The organism is Gracilibacillus ureilyticus, from assembly GCF_900111195.1.
Lineage (GTDB): Bacteria > Bacillota > Bacilli > Bacillales > Amphibacillaceae > Gracilibacillus > Gracilibacillus ureilyticus.
The window spans coordinates 269,970-289,901 of the sequence record NZ_FOGL01000002.1 but is presented as its reverse complement, the minus strand read 5'-3'; the positions used below and the strand labels follow the sequence as shown (position 1 = coordinate 289,901).

The following is a 19,932-nucleotide window of genomic DNA, read 5'->3' as shown; positions in this document are numbered from 1 at the left end:
ATCTTCGTTATTACTTAGTTGAAGCTGCCAACTCCGTCAAACGAAATGAACCTGTGTACCATGAATTTTACCTAAAGAAATATAAAGAAGTTCCGAAATACAAACATAAAAGAGCCCTCGTTATGACCGCGAGAAAACTAGTGCGTTTGGTGGATGTGCTACTACGCAACCGCCAACTCTACACGTCAGAAAGGAGCGTGTAAATCATAAGCAAATAAGGCTTATGAATCCTTTCTAATGAACCCGAACGAATGTTTGTTTATTGGGCGGGTTTAGTTCAGCGCGACTTTTTTTAACCTTACATGAATATTATTATCTTTTTTTAATCATTTTTTTGCTTGACTTATCACCACAAGTCTTTAATAGGAATCTTAAAGCTTACCATTGTGCCTTTTTCTTCCACACTGTGAATATGCAGTGATGAGGCTTTGTCACCATAAAATAGTCTTAGTCTTTTCTGAACATTTTGCAACGCCATTCCGGACCCCTTCTGTTCAGCGACATCCCCATTCATTAATTTTTTTACATACCCTAAGCGATCAGGATTCATCCCTGGTCCATTATCTGTAATCGCAATTCTTATATGATCACAATCGACTACTTTTTCAATTAATACCGTAATGTTTGATTGCCGTACAACATTCCCTGCGCCATGCAAGATGGCATTCTCTACTAGTGGCTGAATCATTAATTTTGGAATTTTGGCATGTAACCAGTCAAAGTCTACTTCTTTTTCCCAATTGAGCCTGTTGCCAAATCTCATCCGCATAATTTTCATATATCTTTCAATATGCTCTAATTCCTCTTTGATCGTCACCCATTCATCCTGATTTTCTTTTGTGATCGTATAACGAAACAATTCAGACATTGCAAGAACTACATTGGCTAGCTCCTCTTCATCCTTCTCATCTAATGACCAATATAGCGCATCCAATGTGTTAAAAAGAAAATGCGGGTGAATTTGAGCTTGGAGTGCTTTCAGTTCTGTTCTGTTTTTCATAATCTCCTTCTCATAGACCATCTGTACCAGATAATTAGTTTCTGCAGCTAGTTGATTGTATGTTTGGTTTAATTCATTAATTTCGTTTGTTGAGAGTATTTCCGGATTGTGGGCAAGTACACCTTTACCTGCTTCACGCATTGTTTTTGTTAATCTAGTAATTGGCCTTGTAATAAATGTTGCCAGGAAGAAGGATGAAACAAAGAAAATTAACAAACCTACTATTCCAGCAATAATTATCCCTATTAAAACGGTTGGCATACCTTTTGTTAACTGTTCCACTGGTGTTAAATAATAGATTGTCCAGCCTGTAATGTCAGAAGTATGCTGAACTACCATATATTCTTTTTCATCAACTAATAAAATTTCATCAGCAGAACCTGTTATATTCTCAATTTCATACGGAAAATTAGTCGCAATCGTTTTTTTCTTATCGTCTAATAGAATCGTATAATCTGTTGTTGCTTCATTATTCAACTGAAAGTGCGGTCTGCTTATTCGAACAACAACGTATCCGCCATGTTCAAAATTCTCCTCAAATAAATTAATCCTGCGGCCTACAAGAAAATAATTGGAGTCGAGCGGATCTTCACCAATCCAAATTAATCCTCCCTTTGCTTTATTGGCCTGTGACACCCATTTTGGATCAAGTCTTTCCACAAGATTTGTTGCATCAATTGGAATAATACGTTGATAATCACTTGTATACACTTCAACTGAATAGATACCGTCTGCATTCGCCTGAATGAGATTAACTGAACTCATTAATGACTGCCTTTCATTAAAAGTCGATGAATATCCATTCCACTCTTTTAAAAGAATATTTTGTAATTCTTCATTTGTGATTATTTGTTTAGTGACCATGTTAATTTGTTCATACAAAGAATCATAACGGCCACTTGATTCTATTGCCGTCTGCCTGATTTGTTCTTCGGCATTTTCCTGCAGTAGATCAGCAACAAGCACATATGTAATACCGCTTACAATTATGAGGACAAGCAAAGTAACAAATAAATATACTACCAACAATTGATTTCGCAATGTATTCCAGCTTTTAAATATATTAAACATTATCTCACTCCAGCATTAAATAACTTTGTTTATCCGATATCTAAAGTTTCCATACTATTATACTACTTTAAAAGGACTAAAAAAACATAAATCAAACAATTATATCTCAAACTAAAGATTTTGGAATAAAAAAAGAGAGTGGAACATAGCTGTATGCTCCACCCAAAAAGTATGTTGAAAACTAAATAAAACACATAACATGAATTATGTGCAGTAACCCGAATTTGAAATATTTAAAGTGTAATACAACCGCTTCCGCCGATTGCTTCGCTTTCCACGGGGCCGGCTTCAGCTAACTTGCTGAAGAAACCCGCTTCACCAAGTGGATCTTCAGCTCGTCCTGTCCCGCAGGAGTCTACGCAATCGGCCTGCGCTGAAGTATTGCTCTACAATTTTTATAGGATGTTGCAATAATAGAGACATAATAAAATTCTCATGAACATTTTATGCTTGAACTGTTCATGAGAATTTTTATTTTAACGTATGTTCACCCAATATAGGATATCAAACATCTTCACTGGGTAATTTAAACAGTTTTTTTGTCACATACATTGTCGAATAACTCCAAAGCGTAGGCCGACCATACAGACTCCTGTGGGACAGCGAGATCTGATGATCCACTTTGCAAAGTTAGCTGAAGACGAGCCCACGGTAAAGAAGACACTATGAAAGCGTATTTTGCTTGAGTAGATGTCGCACTTATGCCCTTGGGTGAAAGCGAAGTGGCCGGACGGAGCGGCAGTATAGCACATAACATAATACTTCTTTATTACACATAATCCATGTTATGTGCAATATAATAATCGATGGTATTCACACAAATTCTTTCGTTGTTTACTGTTCATGTGGTTTTTGCAGGGTCAATGCTTTTATTCCACTGTCCTCCACTCTCAAATTTTATTGTTTTCTAAGCTATTTTGATTCTTTGAACGAGGCGTTATATTCTTCAATAATGGCACTTCCGCCTTCCGATTTCCATTCTTCCACTGCAGATGCAAATCCATCTTTATCAATCTTGCCTAAAATGTAGTTGTAAGTAGCATCAGTAATAATTTGTTGAAGTCGTGTACCTTCTTCAAGATAAGTCTCTGAATACAGTGTCACAGTCGGATCCTCAATTAAATAGTTTTCATTATCTTTAATTAATTCTTCCGATTTAGCCTTCACTTCCAGTTCCATGATACTTTCATAACTTCCTCTTGTTTCCGGTTCCCCGATTAATATACTTAAATACGGACGGACTTCCCGATCTGTTATTTGTTTATCATCACTCGGTAGTGCTTTACCATCTACCACTTCATAATGTTCCCCTTCAATACCCCAGTTTGCTAAATTTGCTACTTCCGGTGTCATCATTTTGTCGAAGAATGCTAAAAGGTTTTTTAATTCTTCTTCAGTCTCTACAGCACTCTTAGGAAACATCAATGCATTTCCATAACCAGGTACAGACCAGACTCCAAATTCACCATCAGGACCTTCTATACGGTTTTGTACTTCAAACTCTAAATCAGGGTTAAGTGCAGCCGCATCACGATACAGACCACTTACATCCCCCATTGCTCCTACATACATTCCTGCGGTACCATTTTTAAAAAATTCCTGTTGATCGGTTTTACTTGTAACAGGGAAATCCTGGTTAATATAACCATTTTCATGCATCTCTCTAAAGAAATCCAATGTTTGCATATACTCATCAAACATAAATTCCGGCAATAATTCTCCTTCTTTTTCCCCCCAGTTATTCGGTGTGCCAAACCAGGAAGAGACTGTCTTGAATGCACCATAAATCAAGTCACTTCGATCAGTTAATCCGAATGTATCATCTTCTCCGTTGCCATCAGGGTCATCCTCTGTAAATGCTCGTGCCATTTCCATAAATTCCTCTGTATTCGTTGGAGCATCCAACCCTAAGCTTTCAGCCCAGTCTTTACGGTAGATCAAACCTTGCCTTGATAGTGGTACACCTTGGTATAGTGCATACAGTTTCCCATTTACCCTTGTATTATCCAATATTGTATCCTTCAGTTTAGACAGATTTTCATAGTCATCGATATACTTGCCTACTTCCCAAAATTGTCCGTCTTCCATTGCGCCTCTAAATTGATTAAAAATAGCTTGATTACCGAAAAAAACAGCATCCGGTAAAGAATTAGTCGCAAAAGCAGAATTCAACCGGTCTTGATAGTTATTCCCTGGTATCCATTGAATGTCTATATTTGTGTTTGTTGCCTGTTCAATTTCATTCAGTATTTTTTCATCAGGCGTCTCCGGAGTATGCAGTGTAGCCATCATGGAAAATGAGAAAGCCTCACTCTCCCCGCCTCCGCCAGTACCTTCACTGCTGGAACATCCTGCCGCTGTAAATAAAATAAGTAAAAGTATAAATAAGCTAAATAATTTTTTAAAATCCTTCACAATAACCACCCTTTTTAATTTATTTAGCAATTGCAATTGATACTTTTCATCTTATTAAAATTTCAATCAGTGTGTATATAATCATTTCTTTATACACTGTACAGCGCCCTGATTTAAAGCGTTTTCATATTATGTGGATAATCATTATTTTCTTTGTCCATCTATTTATAATATAATGATTACTCTTTAACATTCTCAAAAAAATTATAGCGAGACTTTTGATCAGTGGGGAATCAAAATGTCTCGCTATATATTAATAATTTGCTTGAATTACTTCTAATCCTAATTCCTTTAATAAGGCAACATCTTCTTTAGCAGCATTACTGTCCGTAATAATACGATGGACATTTTCTATAGAAGTGACATGAGCAAAGGCTTGTGTATTAAACTTGTGATGATCAGCAAGGATATAAGACGTTTCTGTTATTTCAATCATTTTTTGTTTTATCCGTGCCTGCTGTTCATTTGACTCGCTAATGCCCCGTTCGAAATGGATTCCTTTACACGAAAGAAAAGCTTTATTTACATGGTACAGGTCAAGCGACCTTTCAGCCAGTGGACCTACATAGGAAAAAGAACGGGAAAGCAATGTACCACCTGTAGATATTACCGTAATTCTCTGTTTTTTACTAAGTTCTAACACAACATTCACAGAGTTGGTTAAAACAGTTATAGGAATGTTAGGGAGATTCTTCGCCACATACCACGCTGTTGTACTGGCATCAAGTAATATTTTATCAGTCTCCACAATATGTTTAACCGCTTCCTTCGCAATTTGCTTTTTCTCTTCTATATGGATAATTTCCCGTTCCTGAAAAGGAATCTCCGGCTCATCTGTACCTGATTTAATACTAACTGCCCCGCCGTGACTTCGGGCTAACTTCTTTTCTTTCTCTAACTTTTCCAAATCTCTTCGAATCGTTTCATCCGTTACAGAAAAGAGTGCCGCTAACTCTGATACCCTTACACTTTTTCTTTGATTAACTTCCTCAACTATTAGCTGATGTCTTTCAGCTACCAACATGAAACAGCCCACCTTTAAAATACACACTTTTATTTGTGTTTGTTTATCTTTATTTTAACATACAATAAAAATAATCAGCTAGATAATGATAAACGCCCTCTTGGTCATTAGTATAGGTCGTTACTTCTTTTACCAGTTCCTTTATCTGATCTGTTCCATTCTTCATCCCTACAGGATAGCCAACAAACCTCATCATCGGTAAATCATTGTTACTGTCACCAATTGCCATCGCATCTGCTGGTTCAATATCATATTGCTGCAGAAGTGCCTTAATCCCAGTTGCTTTGTTCACCCCAGCAACCATTACTTCCACATTATGATAGGATGAGGAAGATGTAGTAAAATCCTCTTCCATTTTCATCTCTTCTAACTCCCTAATCCATTGTTTCATTGTTTCACGGCTTGTACTAAAACAGTACATTTTTGAGTATTTCTGGTCAGGTAATTCTGTAATCCAGTCTATATCATTTTCCTTGATGGCAATTTCCCGATCTAACCATTCATTTATTCCTACTTCGTCCGGTTTATTATTATCGATCATATCTGTCATATAGCCTTTATCCTCTTCAAAGGAAAGTCTCCGACCATCATTTGGATGTACTTCGTAATAGATTTGGTGGTGCCTCGCTGATTTAATTACTTTATTCACAACAGATGTGGATAATTCATGTTCTAATATCTTCTTTCCATCCACATAGGTAATCATTCCATTTGCTGTTACCACGCCATCTAGCTTGATATCCCTTGGAGCAGCTTCATATATTTCTTCTAATGACCGTCCTGTTACAATAAAAACTTTAATTCCTTTATTTCTTATTTTCTCAATAATTTTAATAGTACTTACTGATATTTTATTATGATTGTTTAACAATGTCCCATCCATATCCAGACATATTGCTTTTGGTATAAAAGACATAAAAAATCCCCCTTTAGAGCTATTGATATATTATAGCATAGCCATAGGGGGAATTTCTTATTTAGCGAAGTCTGGTAAACGACCTGAACTTTCTGGCACGTCTACTAGATAAATATTAGCATAGCCATTCCGATCACTGGTATAGATTAATTTAGATCCATCCGGAGAGAATCTGGGATGGGCATGGACTTTTTGTGTATGAAAGCTGCATCTGTGTTCACTTAAAATTTTCGGAGGCGAAAAAGTCCCGTTTTCCTTATACCATATAATCAAGTGTTCAATTGGAGCACGACCATCAACAACTATTTTGTCAAAGTCATTGGAAAAAGCATGCCAATTGACAAAATCAAATTCCACTTCTTTCTCGTCTGTATTATCATATTTAATTTTGCCAAAGAATCCTGTCCGATCCTTTCTAAATCCATGATAACCAATAGTTTCTCCATCCTGATACCAGTATTCATGGCCAACCATTTCCTGTTCCTCTTTTCTTTCACGGATTTTCCATGCTTCCCCTGTTTCCAGATGAAGCCCCCAAATGCGGTGATCCACTAATTGCCACGGTCCTTCATGGCAGAAAGTAATGAGCTCAGGTATTGTTGGCGATGTGTTAATATGGGTAATGAAGTTATTTTCCCGGTAGACTTCTACAACTTCATTTGTTTCTAAATCAATTTTAATAATAGTAGACTGCGGTCTTGCCTCCATTAACTCCCGATGTCCGATATATCCATTACCTAAATCTGTGTAGACTTTATCGGAAATATCCTCTCTTAGACAAGTAATCAGATATTTTCCATCTGCGGTACAGTTTAAATTTCCACCAAGTAAAGAGTCCGGTTTTTCATGGATTATCTGTTCTTCCAGTGTGGTTAAATCTAATCTTATAATTTGATCATCCCTACGAAAATACATTTTCATTTGATCCGGGTGCAGACAAGGAGACAGACTCCCATATGTCTTCTGATGGTCAGTAAGTTGGGTGATCACACCTGTTTCTGTATCAATCGTAAACAAATCTGTCTTATTGCTGCGGTCAGAACAAAACAACAGTTTCCGATTGTTATCATACCAGCCATTCTCGGTAAAATAAAGATGATGACTATGCCCAGTATAATTCGTTAATTGAACTGTTGGTACTCCTGTAATCCTGTCATTGAACTTCCTCCACTCCGGCTGCCATTCTTTACCCTTTCCCATTTGGCCATCTCCCTTATTTTAAAATATGTACTTCATCAGGTGCATCAATAATTGAATGAATGGAACCGTCTAATTGTTTTTCATGCTTCACATAAATATTTCCGTAAGGAGTCGGAAATGTTCCTTCTACCCATTCTAAATCCCCAAGTGATGGCGCTATTTTAATCCTCCTGCAGCCTGGGTCAACTATCTCCACTCCTAACACATAACGCGAGAGCCAAGCTGTTGGTCCTGAAGACCAGCCATGGCATAAACTGTGGCGATAGCCCACATAACAATGATCTCCATACTCTCCATGTACATTGACCTTATTGTCCGGGGGAATTTCATGAATTCTTGCCGCATTGCTAAGCCACTCTATGTTAAAATCTTCCCAAAAAGTAGTAGCTCCAAGCTTTAGCATTCCGCCCCAATATTCACGGATTATTTGAAGGGTATCCGTTATATCTTCTGCCATTGCTTTTGCCAGTAAAATATAATAGCCGTAAAATGTCGACATCCTTTTAGCACCGTCAACAGAAATCACTTGCTGATTGACAGTTTTAGCATCGATGACTCCTGCCAGCGCTAATAAAGCAGCAGCCTGTTTACTGTTTCCATGTTTTGTGTTTCTTTTTATGAGCTTATCCAAGTATCGCTTGCACCGTTTACCCGCTTCTGTTTCCTGTAAGTATTCACATAAAAATGCCCCTTTTTTTACCGCAAGAATAAATAATGCATGGACACCAGATGTCACACCTTGTTCGTTATGAACAGAAGGCCAATCCAGAAATGGGTTAGGCATCGTATTAGTACCATCATCTTCAATATGCTCACCCATTTGGTCTAATAACCCGATCAAATAGTCTTTCTGCTCACGCAAATATTTCTCATCACCTGAATACATAAACCAGTCATACTGAATAATGATCCACCAGGCAGAATAACTGGGGAATGTATTCATCCACTGGGGTAATGGGGTCCGGTCCCTTACATAATCTAGACTTTCGGGTACAATCGGCTGATTTCCGAATACTGCTTGAATTGTGGAGACTTCTGGATGCATGTCACCAATCCATACCATCCTGTCACGTTTAATTCCATCCCAAAGATAATCTTGCATATTTAAATAAACGGTGTAGGCTCCTGTATCCCAAATCTGATTGAGGAGCTTATCATTACTGTGAAAAGAGCCTTGAAATTCTAAATCCCTGTGAATAAAGATTGCTTTGATTGTATTAATTTGGATAAAACAGTCCGATTCCAGTAAATCAATTCTTACAAAGCGAAACCCGGTATTGCCTATTTCATTCATGCCAAGAAAACTAATATCAACTATTTGATCTCTTATTGCGTGATCATTCGTTGCATTCGTTTCCCCGCCTATTTCACTCATCGCCTCCATTGCAGACTCACCAAATCGGACCCTGATTTTTGCACTTTTTATTAATTGGCCGGATTTCACAATATTCCAAACAGCTAATTGAATACCTCCATGAAGTTCCCTCCCAAAATCAAGCAATATTGCTGGCGAATTTCCTTCATGTCTCATTACAACGGGATTCTCTGGAGTAATTAACACCTGTGATTCCCTGTCCTCTAACAATAATTGTTCATTTTTTACTTCCGAATGGTTATCGTCTGTTTTCCACAGAATATTTTCCGGTGTAATATATTCACGAATTCGAGAATCTTTTTTACCAAATGCAATTTTTTTCACAAAAATAATCCCCCTCCCCAATTTACAGATAGCGCTTTCAATAAACATTATCCTAAGCTGTTACATTTTGCAATTATACATTTTTTCGCGGCTAATACATTTTTGCAGTATATAGGTGAGACTCTCGCGAGCAGAGGATTTACAGATGGTTAAAAAGCAGTCCGGATTCTTCAGAAAAAAATAAAAAAGCACCCGTAAAGGTGCCTAAAACAATTCACAAACCATTCCTCTATTTAATATTCTATTTCTCTTTTGTATCTAATGGCTTTAATTTTGCTTCAATTTCTTCGCGTTGCGGTTCTAAAAAAGGTGGTAATGCGATTTTTTCACCTAAATGTTCCTCATCTTCGTCAGTAGCAAATCCTGGACCGTCTGTTGCCAATTCGATAAGAATTCCATTCGGTTCTCTGAAATATAATGACTGAAAATAATAGCGATCAACAACACCTGAATTAGGCAATCGTTCTCTGCTTATACGCTTTTTCCACTCATTTAATTCCACTTCATCTTCCACTCTTAATGCAACATGATGAACACTGCCTCGACCCGGACGTTCTTTTGGCAGGTCAGACCTGACTTCAACATGCAACTCTGCACCAGTTCCCCCTTCCCCTGTTGCATATACTTGAATATCCGGCATACCTTTTGCAGCGGAAGGGTATTCTCCCGTTTGATGAAAGCCTAGCACGTCAATTAAAATCCGCTCAGTTGGATTTAATTCCGGGACTGTTAATTTTACCGGTCCAAGACCTGTGATTCCTTTGTCTTTTGGCACTACACTATGAGACCAGGGAATACCTGCTGAAACCCCTTCATTCGTTTGATCTGATACTAGGAATAATCGCTGTTCTTCGTGATCTTTAAAATGAATTACTTTTCTCCCAAATTGCTCTTCTATTCCATCATTCTCTACAGCCAGTTCATTTAGGCGATCCAGCCAAAAAAGTAATGCATTATCATCAGGCACCCTTAACGATGTAGCAGAGATACTGTTGTTTCCTGGATAAGTATGCCCGGCCCCCAATATTTCGAAAAATGTCAGGTCAGTTCCCGGTCTTCCTATTTCATCAGCATAAAATAAATGATACATGCTCGTATCGTCCTGGTTGACAGACTTCTTAACTAAACGCATTCCAAGGACTTCTGTATAGAAATCATAATTTCTTTTAGCATTGGCAGTTATTGCGGAAACGTGATGCAAACCTTTCAGCTCCATAAGTGAAGCCTCCTTTTTCATCTGTTGTATTTTGATTAGTATATGGTTATTTTAACTCATTATTATCTTGAATTAAAGATATTTATATAATTGATATTTTCCCACTCTATGTTATAATTTTCTAAGAATTAAATAATTGTCATTACTACTGGGGGTGCCTATAAAGCATAGGCTGAGAGAAAAGCGCGTGTAAGCTTTTTAACTCCTAAGACCTGATCTGGATGATACCAGCGGAGGGAAGTAGCTGTCCATACCAAATTGTATGTGTAGCCAGGTCTTACCAGAGATCTGGCTTTTTAGTTTTTCCCCTGTTTCAGGATGACAAAACATGGATGGAGAGGGTGAAACAAATTGAGAAGAAAAACATTATTAATCACAATGATGGCGATATTTGTCGCTATAGGTACACTAGGTTCCCAATTTTTATGGTTTCCAACAGGCATTGCAAAAGCGTTCCCTGTACAGCATGCCGTAAATGTAATGGCAGCTGTTACTTTGGGACCTGTCCCTGCAGTAATTATTGCTTTTGCTATCGGTCTGCTAAGGAATTTATTAGGTATAGGTACATTGCTCGCCTTCCCGGGAGGAATGATCGGTGCATTATTGGCCGGCATTGTCTATAAGTTTACAAAAAACAAAATAGCGGCAGGGATTGGCGAAGTTATCGGGACCGGCATTATTGGGGCATTTTTATCTGTGCCTTTCGCTTATTTACTGATGGATACATCTGTTGGTGCCCTGGCATTTTTACCGGGTTTTCTAGTTAGCAGTATAAGTGGATCAATTATTGGTGTTCTTATATTATCACGAGTAAAAACTACTAGTTTTTCTAAACAAGCTTTTCCGACAAAGACATAAAAAAAGGGGCTGTTGGGTTTTATACTTCTCAACAGCTTTATTACTTTTGGGTTATAGATCAACCTCTTCATCTAAAGAAGATCTAATTCTTCTATCCTTCTTGCAACTAATTTAGCAACTTCCATTGCTCCATATTCCGTAAAATGTGTATTATCCTCTGCACCTTCCGGGTGATTTTTATATTGTCCCGGTTTTGCCCAAAAAAAGATATCTTTTGTCCGTTCTGATCCTAATTTTTCAAAATACTCTTTGCTTAATGTTGCCAAATCTATATAAGGCACATTTTCTCTTACAGAAAGCTGCTGCATTGATTTAATATAGTCACCATGGGTATTTTCTATCGTTCCGTCTTTTTGAAAGAATCGGCGGTGCATTGGTGAGATTAACACAGGTACGGCCTTCTTTGACCTGGCAAGACTTATGTAACGATTTAAATAATCCTGATAGGTTGAAAAAGCATCTGTTCCACCTTCATTATCTTTTTCATCATTATGGGCAAATTGAAGGAAGAGGTAATCTCTTTTACGCATCATTTTCGCGATTTGGTTCAGGCGACCTTCATTAATAAAGCTTTTACTGCTTCTTCCCGAACGTGCATGATTGGAAATTGCCACTGATTTTCCAATAAAAAAACCAATCATTTGTCCCCAGCCACTATAAGGATATTTACCAGAAGCCTGATCAGTTACCGTTGAATCACCCACAAGATAAATCGTTGGGATCATTGCAGATCTTGTTACATCTATTTGGTGAATGTCCAACGCTTCTCCCCAAAATGCCAGTTTAATTTGTCCGTCATCAACATGGACAGAAAATTCCTTCTTTACTGTTTCACCAGCATACACTTTCTCCCGATAAACCTTTACATGACCTAAACCTTCCTTTACCATTATGGTGGAATCACGGAAATGTGACCTCACAGTTACCGTGATGATGTAATTTCCATGCGGAACATCAATTAAGAAGGTAGGAATGGCTGGTGTAAAATATTCCCCTGGCCAGGAATCTCTTAAGTCTTCGTTTATTGAAGCTTCCGTTGACATAGCAAAACCGTATCCTTGTTCCATGGTATATTGACAATTTTGTCTCGGAAAAAATGAATGAGTAAAGTTTATTTCCAGCATATCATATTCCTTCCCATCACTGAGTTAAAAAAATGATGGAAGTCGCTCTATTATTTACACTAGGATTCCTTTACCTGTATCCTTAAAATAAAAAAAGTGCTGTCTCCATTATTCGAAACAGCACCCTTTCTATCTATCTTATGAAACTTTATTATCGAGCAAAAAATGCTTCTGCTTTTTCTAAAAATGCTTCTTGTTCAGGAGTAAGATCATACTCCTCCTCAATAGCATCCACCGGACATACTGCTTTACATGCACCGCAATCAATGCAAACATCCGGATCTATATAAAATTGGTCAGCGCCTTCTTCAATACAATCTACTGGACATACTGTCGCACACTCCCCAGCTTTCTCTACCTGGCATGGTTCCGTAATTACAAAAGCCATAATACAACCCCTCTCTTTGTTGTCTCTATTATACGATAGCTTATTCTATTCAACTGTTCAACCTTAAATTGAAAAAAGCATCTAGCTTAGCTAGATACTTTCTTCATCATTTTATCTCTTATCAAAAACATCCGGATCTGGTCCAATCCGTTCTTCTTTATTCATTTCAGCGATAATCTTCATTTCTTCATCTGATAATTCAAAGCCAAAAACATCTGCATTTTCATGAATACGGTGTTTTTTTACCGATTTCGGAATCGTTACAACTTCATTTTGAAGATCCCATCGTAAGATAACTTGCGCTGTTGATTTACCATGATGCTCCGCGATTTTAGTTAGTCTTTCATCAGCTAAAATTTGGCCTTGCTTTAACGGAGACCATGCTTCTAATTGAATTTGATGCTTTTTACAGAATTCATGAAGACTCTTCTGTTGCAAATGCGGATGATATTCTACTTGATTTACCATCGGAACAATTTCTGCATCTGCCATTAAATCTTCCAGATGATGCTCTTTGAAATTACTTACACCGATAGCGCGGATTTTCCCATCATTATAAAGTTTCTCCATCGCTTTCCATGTTTCTTTATATTTATTTTGACTTGGCACTGGCCAATGGATTAAATAAAGATCCAAATAATCCAGTCCTAATTTTTCCAAAGTGGTGTTAAATGCTTTTAATGTTTCTTCATAGCCCTGGTCACCATTCCAAAGTTTTGAGGTGATAAACAATTCTTCACGAGGAATACCAGATTCTCTGATTGCCTGCCCTACGCCTTCTTCGTTTTTGTAAACAGCTGCTGTATCAACACTTTTGTACCCATGTTCCAATGCCCATTTCACGGAATTAATTACTTCTTCTCCATCCTCTACCTGAAAAACTCCCAGACCAAACCAAGGCATTTTCACACCATTATGTAGTGTTGTTGTTGCTTGTAAACTTGTTACCATAGTTATACCTCCCCTTTGTTTAGTTACTATATTATCTTGCCACAAATGAAATAAATTGAAAAATATTATGCTTACTATTTATCATAACAGCTTAATTGTATTCAAGAAAAAAGATGACCATTTTTAATGGTCATCTTAGTCATTGTGTCTTACAGCAATTTCATGTATCTTATAATGCTGAAAATCACTTTTCGGTACTTGTTCAATAAAACGGCTCGGACGACCGACAGAGAATAATGCTAACTGATGCATCGCCCGGGTACATGCGGTATAGAACAAGTTTCGTTCAAGATCATTATGATAATTTTCATCCGAAGCATCCGCAATAACTACACAATCAAATTCAATCCCTTTAGCTAAATATGCAGGTATTACCACAATTCCTTTATTAAATGTATGGGTTTCCTGTGTCATTAAATGGAGCGGCAGTCTATTTTTCAATACAGCATGCAATAACCTGCACTCTTCCATCGTTTTTCCAATAATCGCTATTGTTTCTTGCCCTTCCGCTAAATATTCATCGATTATCGATACAATTTTTTCAACGGCGATCTCCGGCTGGTCGACTTCAATAAGACTTGGCAGGTCACCTTCTCTTTCAAAAGGCTCAATTAAGTCACCATTCGGCATAAACGCCTTCGTGAAAGAAACAATTGGTTTTGTCGAACGGTAACTTCTTGTTAATACGATCCGTTCATGTTTTTCTGAAAATTTATCAGATAAAAGAGATTCTTCTTTCACAGCATGTGCATATATCGCCTGATTAATATCGCCCAATAATGTCATCCTGCTTACTGGGTACATTTTTTTAAGCAATGCAAATTGAAATGGTGTATAATCCTGAGCTTCATCGATAAATAAATGCTGAATTGTTCGATGAGAATGGAAGCCAAGCATGCTTTTTTCAAAATAGATAAACCCTGTCGCATCTTCCCAGGTTAAGTACTTCTTTTTCAAATACTCATCTGTTAACAAGCATATATCTGTCCATCTGTTTGGCAATGTTTCATCAGCACTAATTGTACGGTATTCATGAAACAGTTTACGAAAAGTCTTCAAAGTATCAACAAATGCCAGTTTTTTAATCTTTACTTTTAATGGCTTTAACTTTGCTGCAACGACACGTTTTCTTAACAGTTCTTCTTCCCGGTCAAAGTCATCAAAAGTTTCTTCAGAATATCTCTGCTCTTCTTGTAAACTCTGATGCACATCAACAAAGTCTTCCTTATCAAGAAGTTCACTTTCTTCCAATACCCAGTCTTTGTCTCTTTCATATTGTTCCACTCTTTTAATTTGCATCAGAAGCCAATTAGAAACCTTTTCTAAACGATCTGGTATGGATAATGTTTGTTCTGTTTGATAAAAATACTGCTCAATAGCTTTTCTTGAGATAATAATATCACCACGAAAGGAGATATTCCGGAAAACGATTCCGTTCTTACCAAGGGCATCTAAATACTTATCCAGTAATTGTTTATAACTTAAACTGGCCTTGTAATGCATTGCTTCTACCCTTGTGTCATAATCCTTGCCATCTTTTCTTAAATAGTATTCCATTTGCTCAAATGGTGTCTCTAACTGAAAACTGTCATCAAGCTGACGATGTAAAAATTGATAAAATGTCATTTGCTGCATATTATCTTCTCCCAGTTCCGGGAGCACAGTTGCGACATAACTGTTAAACAATGGATTTGGAGAAAATAAGACAATTTGTTCTGATGTAAGTGTTTCTCTGTAGCGATACAGCAAGTAGGCAACCCTTTGCAGTGCTGCAGAAGTCTTACCACTTCCTGCTACTCCCTGAACCACAAGAACTTTACTTTTTTCATTTCGTATAATTTGATTTTGCTCTCTTTGAATGGTTGAAACAATGCTCTTCATATTTGTACTTGCCTGATTACCGAGCACCTTTTGCAGCAGATGGTCCCCAATCGTTAGACCTGTATCAAACATTCCTTTTAATTCGCCATTCCGTATGATATATTGACGTTTTAATTTTATTTCCCCGGAAATATTTCCTTGAACGGTGTCGTAATTTGCAGGACCTGGTGGAAAATCGTAATACATGCTCGCAATTGGTGCTCTCCAGTCATGTACAAGAAAATTTTCTTCATCCTCATCAAGGACTGAAGCCAGTCCGATATAGATTGGCTGTTCCTTTGAATCACTTTCTTCCTGAAAATCGATTCGGCCAAAATAGGGTGAATCTTTTAGCCTGTTAAGAATATCAAGTCTTTCGCTAACCTGACCATGGCTTCTTTCACGCTCTGATAAAAATTCAGCCTGTTGCTTAATACTCGCTTCCGTCTCAATTTTATCATCCATTTCTTCTATATTAACCGTAACATCTTCCCAGAAGTCTCGTCTGATATCGATAACGTCCTGCTTTAAATTAGATGCGCGTGATCGTAATATCTTCATTTTCCGTTTGATTTCATCAACTACATTATTAACTCTATTCTGTTCTTCTTTCCATTCCTGTTTTTGACTGTCATCCGTCATTACAATCACCTCCATGACGTAAATTCAATGGATTATGCTTCTTTAACTGTTTGTGTTTCAACAAGGTTAGCATAAAATCCTTTTTGCTGTAATAAAGAATGATGAGTGCCTCTCTCAATAATTTGGCCTTCTTTTAACACCAATATAAGATCCGCTTCCTCAATAGTATTAAGTCTATGTGCAATAATAAAACTAGTTTTTCCATCCATCAACCGATTTAATGCATCAGTGATTTTCAATTCAGTTATCGTATCAATACTACTCGTTGCTTCGTCTAAAATCAAGATAGATGGATTACGCAGCATCGCTCTGGCGATGGAAATAAGCTGCCGTTGTCCCTGGCTGATTCCATGACCGTTTCCTTCTAATAATGTATCATATTTCGCTGGCAGTTGTTCAATAAAAGAATGGGCATTTGCCATTTTTGCGGCATTTTCTACTTCATCGTCACTTGCATCTAATTTGCCGTAACGGATATTCTCTCTTATTGTTGTATCAAATAAATAAGCGTCTTGTAAAACAATACCTAAATGATCCCTTAAGCTTTCATTGGAAATCTGTTTCATATCTGTTCCATCTAAATAAATGCTGCCGGACTGTTCCACGTAAAAGCGTGTTAACAAAGAAATGACAGTCGTTTTTCCTGCACCTGTCGGGCCGACTAATGCAATGGTCTGGCCAGGCTTCGCATGAAAGGATATTTGATCAAGTACTGTCTCTTCCTCATTATAAGCAAAGGATACTTGTTTAAATACAACATCACCGTCAATTTTTTCTAACCGCTTCTTCCTGTCATGCATTTCCTCTTCTTTTTCATCAAGGATAGTGAAAACTCTCTCAGCACCTGCAACAGCGGATAGTATCGTATTAAACTGATTGGCTAAATCATTAAGCGGTCTTGTGAACTGTCTTGCATATACTGTAAAAGTAACGATGACACCAATCGATATGGTGGCAGCATTTGTTGACAGGGCTATCCACCCTCCAATCCCTACAATGATTGCAAAACTGAAATTATTTAAAGAGTTCATTAATTTAGGAATGAATCCGGAATAAACCTGTGCCCAGTAGCCTACCTCTCTTAATTGCTCATTATGTTTCTGGTATTGATCGATCACTCTGTGTTCCTGATGAAATAATTTCACCATCGTATGTCCTGATAGTGTTTCTTCCAAAAACCCGTTCATCTCCCCAAGCTCACTCTGCTGTTTCTTAAAATACTTGCCTGTTCGATTGGTAATCCATTTCATTCCAAAGAACATGATCGGAACAATGGTTAGGGTCATCCATGTTAATAATGGACTGAGCCAGAACATGACAATGAGAGTACCAGCCAATGTAAGAACACTTGTAGTTAACTGGATCACTGCTGTATTTAATGTCCTGCTCACATTTTCAATATCATTAGTGAGCCGGCTCATCAGGTCCCCACTTTTCGATCTCTGAAAAAACAGCACGGGAAGTTTTAATACATGGGCAAACAGTTCTTTTCGCATTAAATAAACAGTGTGCTGTGCAATATCTATCATCCAGTAGTTTTGTAATGCTAAAGCCACTGACTGAAGAATGAACACCGCTGCAAGTATTAGAAGAATTTGTCCAAAGCCGTAACTGCTTATACTCCCTGTCATAACATCTACGGCAGTACCGATAAAATAAGGTCCTAGCAACGACAGTGCAGAGCTTATAATAACAAATAATATAACTAACCAGAACAGCCATCTGTCTGTAGCCATATAGCTCCATATACGGAGAACAGTTTCTTTTACATTTTTAATCTCAGGTCTTTTTACAGGAAGGTGTGGTGATCTCGGCTGATCTTTTTGCACATTCATTTTCTGATTACTCATCGATCAAAACACCATCCTTCTGTTGTGATTGCCACATTTCTTGATATAAAGATAATGATTGCAGCAACTCCTTGTGGGTGCCAGCTCCTTTTATCATACCCTTTTCCAGGACAAGGATCTGATCTGCATCCACTACTGAACTAATTTTTTGAGACACAATAAAAGTCGTACATTTCCTTTTTCTAATGGCATCTAATACCTTGTTTTCCGTAGTAGCATCAAGCGCACTTGTACTATCGTCAAGTAACAGAATGGAAGGGTTGTCTGCTAATGCACGGGCGATGGAAAGACGCTGCTTTTGCCCACCAGACAAATTTACTCCACGCTGGCCAATTCGTGTTTCATATTTATTCGGCAATGTTTGAATAAAGTCATCTAATTGTGCTTCTTTCGCAACTTTTTCAATTTCATTATCTGTTAGATGTTCATTCCCCCATGCGATATTTTCTTTTATCGATCCGGAAAACAAAAAGCCTTCCTGTGGTACAAGTGTTATGTCATGACGGACACGATTTCCCCAGTCCTCCATCTTTATATCATCAATATAAACAATACCGCTTGTCGCAGGATATAAAAATGGAATTAAATGGAGTAATGTCGTTTTACCAGAGCCTGTTTCACCAAGGATACCTATTTTCTCCCCTTGCTTTACAGATAAATTGATCTCGTGTAAAACGTCATGCTCTAAACCAGGATATCTAAATGATACATTTTCAAATTTCACCGCACCTTTTATCTTATTCCTATGCTCCATCCTTTTCACTTCATCATCTGTATTTTCTTCCAGAACTTCATTAATCCTTACAGCGGAAGCTTTTCCTCGTGTCACATTCATTAATAAAAACGAAAAAACGCCAAAGGAAGCTAACATTTTTGTTGCATAGTTTATGACAGCTACAACCTCACCTGCCTGTGCATTATCCATCTCAAGCTGAATGGACCCAAACCAGAGCAAGGCAATCATGGCCATATTCATTATCAACATAACAATGGGCATGACTATCTCCATAACCCAGAGAGCTTTCTTGTTTTGATCTTTTAACCTGTTGTTCACTTTCTGAAAACGTTTATTTTCAAATGTGAGCCGATGGAAAGCTTTTACTAATTTCATTGCAAGCAAGTTCTCCCGGATAATTTGGTTCACATGATCAATTTTCTCCTGAACAGATTGGAATAAGCGCATCCCTCTTATCATTAAAAAAAACATAATTCCGAATAATATTGGGAGCGTTATCAATAATATAGTTGCCAAGGGAACATTGATAGTAAATGACATGACAATTCCAAAAATAATAAATAAAGGGGCTCTCAGCATAATGCGCATAAGTCCAAACAGCAACCCTTGTATCTGGGTAACATCGTTTGTCATCCTGGTTAATAACGAAGATGTCTGAAACTTTTCCATTTTCATTGGGGATAGCATCTGAATTTTAGTAAACATGTCCTTTCGCATATCATAGCCAACTCCCTGGCTTACATGTGATGCAAAAAAAGAACTGCTAATCCCTGCTGTAAAAGCAATGAGAGTGATAAATAATAACCACCCTCCGTAAATATAAATGGTCGTCATATCCTCAGCGATAATACCTTCATCTATAATTTTTGACATGATGACTGGCTGAACCAGCTCAACAACCAGCTCTACTATCATCAAAAATAATGCAATAATCATAGGAATCCAATATGTAAAAGCATATTTAAAAATAGTTCGCATACTA

Annotated in this window: 14 protein-coding genes, 1 pseudogene and 1 riboswitch; of the genes and pseudogenes, 2 read left to right on the top strand and 13 right to left on the bottom strand. The window is 37.5% G+C overall.

From position 1 onward, the window contains the following. A pseudogene (locus BMW36_RS04350) lies at window positions 1-203 on the top strand (IS110 family transposase); the annotation flags it as partial. Window positions 204-346: 143 nt separating this feature from the next. Here the strand turns inward: BMW36_RS04350 and BMW36_RS04345 are convergent. The 7 genes from BMW36_RS04345 to BMW36_RS04315 all read right to left on the bottom strand — a co-directional run bounded on the left by BMW36_RS04345 (window position 347) and on the right by BMW36_RS04315 (window position 10,541). After that, on the bottom strand, window positions 347-2,071 hold the full coding sequence (locus BMW36_RS04345) for a sensor histidine kinase (protein ID WP_089739412.1): 1,725 nt from the start codon (window positions 2,069-2,071) through the stop codon (window positions 347-349). Between the two features lie 912 nt (window positions 2,072-2,983). Further along, a complete protein-coding gene (locus tag BMW36_RS04340; RefSeq protein WP_245711579.1) occupies window positions 2,984-4,486 on the bottom strand; it encodes an extracellular solute-binding protein in 1,503 nt (500 codons plus the stop codon). Between the two features lie 253 nt (window positions 4,487-4,739). Then, window positions 4,740-5,510: a DeoR/GlpR family DNA-binding transcription regulator gene (locus tag BMW36_RS04335; protein WP_089739410.1), complete on the bottom strand. Its 771-nt coding sequence runs from the start codon at window positions 5,508-5,510 to the stop codon at window positions 4,740-4,742. A gap of 49 nt (window positions 5,511-5,559) precedes the next feature. Then, the gene (locus BMW36_RS04330; protein ID WP_089739408.1) at window positions 5,560-6,426 is read right to left on the bottom strand and encodes a Cof-type HAD-IIB family hydrolase; all 867 of its coding nucleotides are present in this window, start codon (window positions 6,424-6,426) and stop codon (window positions 5,560-5,562) included. A 57-nt stretch (window positions 6,427-6,483) separates the two neighbouring features. Next, entirely contained in the window at window positions 6,484-7,626 is a 1,143-nt protein-coding gene (locus BMW36_RS04325; RefSeq protein WP_089739405.1) for an oligogalacturonate lyase family protein, read from the bottom strand. Window positions 7,627-7,639: 13 nt separating this feature from the next. After that, complete coding sequence (locus tag BMW36_RS04320) at window positions 7,640-9,325, bottom strand: alpha-L-rhamnosidase-related protein (protein ID WP_245711578.1); 1,686 nt, start codon at window positions 9,323-9,325, stop codon at window positions 7,640-7,642. Window positions 9,326-9,566: 241 nt separating this feature from the next. Further along, complete coding sequence (locus BMW36_RS04315; protein WP_089739401.1) at window positions 9,567-10,541, bottom strand: ring-cleaving dioxygenase; 975 nt, start codon at window positions 10,539-10,541, stop codon at window positions 9,567-9,569. Window positions 10,542-10,681: 140 nt separating this feature from the next. Continuing rightward, window positions 10,682-10,797: riboswitch (TPP riboswitch) on the top strand. A 125-nt stretch (window positions 10,798-10,922) separates the two neighbouring features. Here BMW36_RS04315 and thiW point away from each other — a divergent pair. Further along, window positions 10,923-11,399 (top strand): energy coupling factor transporter S component ThiW, encoded by a 477-nt coding sequence (gene thiW / locus BMW36_RS04310; protein ID WP_089739435.1) that lies wholly within the window; start codon window positions 10,923-10,925, stop codon window positions 11,397-11,399. Window positions 11,400-11,470: 71 nt separating this feature from the next. Here the strand turns inward: thiW and BMW36_RS04305 are convergent, their stop codons facing one another. The 6 genes from BMW36_RS04305 to BMW36_RS04280 all read right to left on the bottom strand — a co-directional run bounded on the left by BMW36_RS04305 (window position 11,471) and on the right by BMW36_RS04280 (window position 19,928). Next, complete coding sequence (locus tag BMW36_RS04305) at window positions 11,471-12,523, bottom strand: rhamnogalacturonan acetylesterase (RefSeq protein ID WP_089739399.1); 1,053 nt, start codon at window positions 12,521-12,523, stop codon at window positions 11,471-11,473. Window positions 12,524-12,674: 151 nt separating this feature from the next. Further along, a complete protein-coding gene (locus BMW36_RS04300) occupies window positions 12,675-12,911 on the bottom strand; it encodes a DUF362 domain-containing protein (RefSeq protein ID WP_089739397.1) in 237 nt (78 codons plus the stop codon). Between the two features lie 111 nt (window positions 12,912-13,022). Further along, window positions 13,023-13,862 (bottom strand): aldo/keto reductase, encoded by an 840-nt coding sequence (locus BMW36_RS04295; protein WP_089739395.1) that lies wholly within the window; start codon window positions 13,860-13,862, stop codon window positions 13,023-13,025. 135 nt (window positions 13,863-13,997) lie between these two features. Continuing rightward, the gene (gene helD, locus BMW36_RS04290) at window positions 13,998-16,364 is read right to left on the bottom strand and encodes an RNA polymerase recycling motor HelD (protein WP_089739393.1); all 2,367 of its coding nucleotides are present in this window, start codon (window positions 16,362-16,364) and stop codon (window positions 13,998-14,000) included. A gap of 32 nt (window positions 16,365-16,396) precedes the next feature. Then, window positions 16,397-18,214 (bottom strand): ABC transporter ATP-binding protein, encoded by a 1,818-nt coding sequence (locus BMW36_RS04285; protein ID WP_089739391.1) that lies wholly within the window; start codon window positions 18,212-18,214, stop codon window positions 16,397-16,399. Next, entirely contained in the window at window positions 18,207-19,928 is a 1,722-nt protein-coding gene (locus BMW36_RS04280; protein WP_089739389.1) for an ABC transporter ATP-binding protein, read from the bottom strand. Before BMW36_RS04280 ends, BMW36_RS04285 begins: the two co-directional genes overlap by 8 nt. Window positions 19,929-19,932: the final 4 nt, after the last annotated feature.